The sequence below is a fragment of the Actinoplanes awajinensis subsp. mycoplanecinus genome, from assembly GCF_001509495.1.
Lineage (GTDB): Bacteria > Actinomycetota > Actinomycetes > Mycobacteriales > Micromonosporaceae > Actinoplanes > Actinoplanes palleronii.
Genome location: NZ_LLZH01000062.1, coordinates 1 through 7,051 on the forward strand (window position 1 = coordinate 1; position 7,051 = coordinate 7,051).

General features: G+C 71.6%; 1 protein-coding gene. It reads left to right on the top strand.

What is annotated here, in order from left to right; translation table 11 throughout:
• Window positions 1–7,051, top strand: a 7,051-nt coding sequence (locus ADL15_RS10945) for an actin cross-linking domain-containing toxin (protein ID WP_157441297.1), incomplete at both ends; no start/stop codon positions are given.

Genomic DNA, 7,051 nt, shown 5'->3' on the forward strand with positions numbered 1-7,051 from the left:
CCGCCACCACCGCTGACCGAGATCGGCCTGGTCACCCCCATCGATTCACCGGTCGCCCCGCCGACCCCCGAGGCCCCCGCCCCGGCACCGCAGGCTGAGGTCCAGGCGACCCCGCCGGCCACCGAGGCGCCCGCCCCGGTCACGACACCGGTCACCGCCGCGCCCGCCCTCGACGACGACGTGGACCCCGACCTCCCGCCGTCCTCGAGCGCCCCCTCCTCCCTGCGCCTCAAGTCGGACGCCCCCAAGATCGCCACGGCGCCGTTCGCGCGGACCAACCAGGCCTACGACCAGCGCGCCACCCCCGCCGGCGACGTCCTGGCGAGGGAGGACTACGGCACCTACTTCCAGCAGCTCAACAGCAGCCTGGATGCCGGCAAGCCGCTCGCCTACGTCGTCAACACGATCCTGCCGGTCCGCGACGTCTCCAAGATCCCCGCGATGATCTGGAGTGTGGTCACCGGTCTGCAGGATCCGGCCGGCGCCACCGGCCGGGTCGGGTTCGTCTTCGGCGTCAACACCAAGGCGTCGGCCGACGAGTCCGAGAGCCGGCTCGCCGAGATCGACGACGCCATCACGGAGCTGCGCGACAGCGATGCCATGCGCCCGTTCGCCGACTACCCGATCGCGTTCGTCGCGTCGACGTTCGAGGACAAGTTCCCGGCCGGCACGATGCGCAACGAGGTGCTGAACAGCCCCGCGACGCTCGACCTGCTCGCCGGGTTCCTCGATGCGGGGCACCACCCCTACGTCTCGGTCCAGGACTCGGACGCCAGCAGCCGGCTCGTCTCGCCCACCGGGCCGCACGTCTTCGACCACTTCGAGACGCTCCTGGCCCCCGCCGACCAGCACGTCCAGACCTATCTCGACACCTTGAGCCCGGCGAGCCCGATCGACGGCCCGCAGAGCCCGACCGGCAGCGACGTCGACATGACGGTGGACGAGGCAGCCGCGCAGCCGGATCCGCCGTTCCGGCCGTTGATGATGGCCGGCGGCTACCGCCCCGACGACCTGCAGGCCCAGCTCGACGCGGCCCGCAACGACCCTGGCGTCGACGAGGACGTAGCCGAGGAACTCAACGACCTGGCCGCGAACCCCGACAAGATCACCGCGGCGATCGACAAGGTCCGCGCCGACATGGCGGCCCGCAGGGCGCAGGCCAAGGTGCACCCGCTGCTGCCGTACGCACCGGAGCCCAACCTGTTCCTCGACGGCCTCGCCGTGATGGTCGACACCGAGCTGCAGTTCGGGCCGCGGGGCGCCGAGTTCGATCACCTGGCCAAGCAGCTCACCACGTTCGCGGCCGGCGAGCTGCACCAGAGCTTCGCCGCGGCACACGCGGAGGCCGAGGTCGACCTGCCGGTGCCGGTCAGCACGGACACGGCCACCGTCGACGTGCCGATGGCGCAGGACCAGACCGACATCCACGAGTCGGTCGCGGTGCACGGCGGCAGCACCACGCTGCCCATCCGCGGACCGGCGTTTGTTGTCGACTTCGTCGACGGCGCGGTCAGCACCGACCTGCTGAGGCTGGCCCGCGGGCTGTTGCACAGCTCGGCGCTGGGGCAGAGCCATGCCGCACCGTCCCACCCGGGCGACCGGTTCTTCGACTCGAAGAAGGCGCGGGCGGGCACCAGTTTCGCCGCGGTGGCGGATCGGGCGGGTCTGAACGACACCGAGGCGGCCGACAATTACTACCAGACGTCCGAGCCGTTGCGCCCGATCCGGCACGACGACACGGAGGCGGACAGCACCGTTCCGGACGTGTCCAAGAAGGACAAGAAGGACCTCGGCAAGAACAAGGGCAACAAGATCAGCGGTGCTCTCGCCCAGCCCGTCGCGCCCTGGGCCGGGCAGGAGTCGGAGACACCGTTCGCGGACGTCACGTTCGGCGTCGACCCGCGGCACAAGGACCGCGCCGCCTACGAGTCCGTCGCCGGCAACCCGGCCGGAACCGACCAGCGGATGCAGCGGTACCGGGACAACGAGCTCGACGCCGAGTCCGACGAGATGGACACCGACACCGCCCAGGACACCGTCGTCGACCTGACGGACCAGCTGGACGACGTCGCCCTGGGCAGCAAGCGCCGCCGCGAGGAGACCGGTTCGCCGGAGCCCGACGCGGCCCCGCCGCCGGCCAAGCGCCGCGAGATGCTGCCCCCGGCGGAATCCTCGGCACCGGGGAAGACACCCGGTCCCGCCACCGAGCCGGAAACTGTCAAGAACACCGGACATCTGCTCGGCGACGCGGCCCAGCCCGAGTCGACCTGGGCGAGCCGGGCAGCCGACGTCAAGCCCGCGCGGATCTCGACCGAGCGCTTCGACCCGGGCACCGGCGGGCGCCGCAACGGGCCCACCCCGACCGGTGGCATGGCCCCCGACAACCTCACGATCGACAAGCACGGCCCCGGCTGGCTGGACGGCGCGCTCACCCACATCGCCTCGGACGTGCGACGGGTCCAGGCGGATGACGGCGCCTGGGTGCAGGAGCACACCGTACGGTTGGAGATCGGTGCTTTTGATCCGTCGGTGCGCTCGGCCCAGCAGGGCGCGCCGGACGGTTCCACCCCGAGCTCGCCGGCCGACGTGGCCGCGGTCCGCGAGGCCGCCGCGCGCGCGGTCGACGAGCATCTCAACGGCAAGTACCAGCTGCCCAACGGCGACCAGCTGCACGTGCGGGTCGAGTTCGTCGACCCGCCGGCCCCGGGCGGCTCGCACCCCGCCGACGCCCAGCCGCACGCGTCGGTCTGGGTGCACAACGGCACCGACGACGCCCGGCAGTTCCACTGGCCGGTCGACGCCGTCACGTCCGGCGAGAGCGGCGTGTTCGCCCACGAGGTGCTGCACTTCCTCGGTGCGGCCGACACCTACCACGACCGCGAGATGCTGTTCCGCAGGCCACCGGCCGGCCCGGACGCCCGGGTGCCCACCGCGCTGACCGACAACCCGCACGACACCGGCCCCGGTCTGATGGGCCGGGCGGCCCGCGGCCCGGCCCCGGTCCTCACCCCCGGCGACCTCGACCGCATCCACCAGGCCACCCAGAGCGCGGTCCGGGTCCCCGAGGCGCCGGTGAACGGCCCGACCCCGCCGACGACCGACTCCCCCGCCGCGCAGGAACAAGAGCCGACACCCGCCGACCGCGGGCCAGAAACGGCCGGCAAAAAGGAAGCCGCCGACAACGAGGAGGACCTCGACCTGCCACCTTCCTCGGCCGCACCATCGACCTCGCGCCCGGAGACCGAAACAGCCCAGCAGACCGTGGTCCGGGACCTGCTCACCGACCCCCAGCGCCTCCCCGGCATCACCGTGATGATCGACGAAGCGATGAACTTCGGTCACCAGACCGCCGGGATCTCGCTCATCGAGTCACTGCGCAAGCTCGGCTACGACCGCGACGTCACCGTGGTCGCCTCGCCCGGCGTCTGGACCAAGGTCGACAAGCTGCTGCCCCCCGGCACCCCGGGCATCACCCGGGTCACCCAGGACGAGTTCCTGGCCAGCCCGGCCACCCGCTACTCCGACCAGCGCACCCCCGGAGCACCGAACCGGCTCGTCCTGGTCGGCGCGTCGGACACCATCGACACGAGCAACGCGGACTCCTTCCTCAACTACATGGGCGCCGACCAGGCCGTCGTCTTCCAGCCCTACGCGTGGAAGAACGGCAGCCGGCTGGCGTTCTCCCGCACCGGCCCGGGCGCGACGGCCACAGTCACAGATCTCAACCAGGGCACCATCCCCGCGGACGCGATCTTCAACACCGACATGCCGGCCCTCGACACGGCCACCGCGACGGCCACGATCCGGACGGCCCACGGCGACAGCAACCTCGGCGACGCCCTGGTCACGGTCGCCACCGCCGCGCTCGACGACACCATCGACGTGATGCCGGTCTATGGCCTGCACCGCCTCGACAAGGAGCTGCGCCCCGGCGCCGGGATGGCCCTGGCCCACGGTGTGCACGCCGCCGGCCTCGGCCGGCCCGCGGTGATCCTGGAGATCAGCGAGTCGGACGTGGACTTCTCCCCGCCCCGGGACGCGAACCAGACCCCGTCCTGGCTGAGCACCGTCGACCTGCGGGCCGGCGAGCCCTTGACGCTCGACGGGCTGAACCCCGGCGACGTGGTCGTGGTGCGCACCGGTCCGCTGCGCAAGGACGTCTTCCAGACCGCCTACCAGCTCGGTTCCCTGCCGGCGGTCCTCGAGGGCGCGAACACCGCCAACCTGGTCCAGCTGCTGGACCGGCCGTACTTCTCGCCGCGGCCCGAGGACACCGGCTTCCCGAACTCGGGCGACCCGGCCGACGCCGGTCAGATCACCGCGCTGACCGCGGTCGCCGACGCGATCCGGATGGACAGCGACTGGTCGACGGCGCTCAAGGCGGAGCAGAAGGGCCCGTACCAGAACATCGCCACCATCGCCACCGCCACGAGCGTGCTGACCAGCCGGTCGCAGGCCGTCGTGGACTACCCGGGCGAGGAGGATTTCCTGCTCGGCGACGAGTTCGACCGTCTCCGCGATGCGCTGCCGAGCCGCCTCGACGAGGTCGTCGCCATCTTCGGCGGGAGCCCCGAGGCGGTCGCCGCCGCGCAGCCCGTCACCGGGATGACGCAGAAGCAGAAGATGGCGGCCCTGGAACGGCAGATCCCGGTCACCGAGGACCAGATCCAGCAGTTGCACGCGCTCCTGGACGACGAGCGCGCCAACCTGGTGAACCAGGTCCGCGACCGGTACCAGCACCACTCGACCGACCCGAGCCCCGAGTCCGTGACGGCCATCGCCACCGCGATCAACGACCTGCACACCTCGGACAGCGCCCTCAAGCAGTACTTCGACCGGGTCGCCGCGTCGGCCCGCGACCCGCGCCGCGACCAGGTGCTGCAGGGCCTGTCGCACTTCGCGGCGAACCAGCCCGGCGCGACCGTCGGCAGCCAGAGCGCCACGTCCTCGCACACCGAGGCCGAGGACCAGCTCCGCGACACCGACTATCCGTTCCTGCTCGACGTCAACCCGCTGCGCGACCAGGGCGGCGAGCTCACCACGAACTGCTACGTCGCCGCGATCGCCACCGACATGTCCCTCGCGTCCGGCGGCATCGACCGCTTCCAGGCCGGCGGCGCGGTGGCCAGCCCCAGCGAGTTCCTGGCCAACTACGCCGGGCGGCCGCTCGACACCGTGCGTGACCTCGACCAGGTCCGCGACATCCTCACCGCCGCGGGCCCCGGCGCGCGTGGCATCGTCACCGTGCAGCGCATGGACGGAACCGGACACGCGTTCAACGTGGTCCACGACCACAACGGCGTCGTCTTCCTCGACGGCCAGGCGGGACACTTCGCCGCGCTCGACCCTGCGTACCCTCGGATCAGCCTGGTCTCCACCGGAGACCGCGAGTTTCCCTCGGCCGGCCTGGAAACCCCCGCGGCCCCGGGACCGCTGGTCGGCACGCTGTCCGGCGGTGTTCCGGACTTCGGAAAAACCTTCGACGGTACGTCCATGGGCGTCGAAATCGAGCTCTCCGGCGTCAGCACGTCCCTGGACGGCAGCTCGACACGCGCGTTCGGCTACGTCGCGTCCACCGACGACACCCCGCTCGTGATGATCACCAAGGACATGTCGACGGGTGACCATCCGAGCCGGAAGAACTGGAAGACGCACACTCTCGAGCTGGTCACCTACCCGGTCGAGGTCTCCTCCGACGCGGGCGTGGAGCAGCGCAAACGGGCCGTGCTGACCCTGCTCGACCACCTGGACACCCACCTCGCCACCGGCGGCGGCCCCCTCACGTCGGCGGACCTCGGTCACGGCCTGCAGCTGGTGGTGACCAACAAGAACCACGAGATCACCTCTGGCTCGCTCGACACCGACCGGCCGGGCACGAAGATCGCCATGCCGGTGTCGATGCAGCAGGTCACCGTCGGCATCCGGGCCTCCGACGTCACCACCTCGGACGACCCCGTCGCCGTCGCCGTCCGCAAGGCGCCCTGGTACGACGACAGCCACACCGGCACCGCGCAGTCGATGCTGGCCACCGCCCCGCCCCCGGCCGGCGTCGACGTGGAGCAGGTCACCGGCGCCTACACGTATGTCATGTCGGTGATCGGGTTCGTCGCCCAACTGGTCAACGACAACAAGATGTCGATCGGCGACTACTACCCGGCCGACAGCACCAGCACCTCGCTGACCGACCCGAAGATCAAGAACGCCTGGGCGGTGCTGCCCCGCACCAAGCCGATCAAAATGGTGCACTGGCTGCCGGCCGCCGAGAAGGCCGCGACACTCAAGCTGATCCGCGAGACGCCGCCACCGGCCGACGCCAACGCCGAGGCGTGGCGGGCCGCGCGCGCCTACATCGTGAGCCAGCAGGGCGACGTCGCCGGGCACGGCATCGACGACGCCGTCATCGGCGGGGAGCCGGCGGTGCTGTTCGAGCACCGCACGATCACTCCCGACGTCGCGGCGTTCGTGCCGTCCCGGCCGGAGCAAGTGGTCGTGATCACCGACCCGGCCTCGACCTTCGGTGACAACCGCAAGACAGCGGTCGCCCGTGCCGGCACAGAGGTGTCGAGCCCGCAGAACGCGACGGACTTCGCCAACTGGATGCGCACGAAGGTCTCCGAGGCCCGGGCCAGGACGGCCTCCGACGCCGCGCTGATCGCGCAGAGCGCCGTCAACCAGAAGATGCAGTGGCTCGCCGAGAACCGCCCGCAGACCTGGCAGGCCATGCTGGCCGAGCTGGCCCCGCAGACCCGCCCGGCACCGGCCTCCACCACCACCGGCCCCCGCACCGCAGGTCAGCGCCCGGAGACCGTCGCGACACCGGTCACCGCCGATGAGATCGCCACCCTGCGCGACACCACCGCCCCGCGCACCGCGAACACGACGTCCTTCGACGTCGTCGAGCTGACCCCGACCCGCACCGGCGTGCCCGACCTGGTCGCCGACTCCTACCGCCAAGCCGGCCTGCCCGTCCCCGAGACCAGCCGCCCGGTGATCAATCTCGGCCGCATCGACGGCCCGGTCGCCTACGACCACCGGCTGCTGAGCACCGACG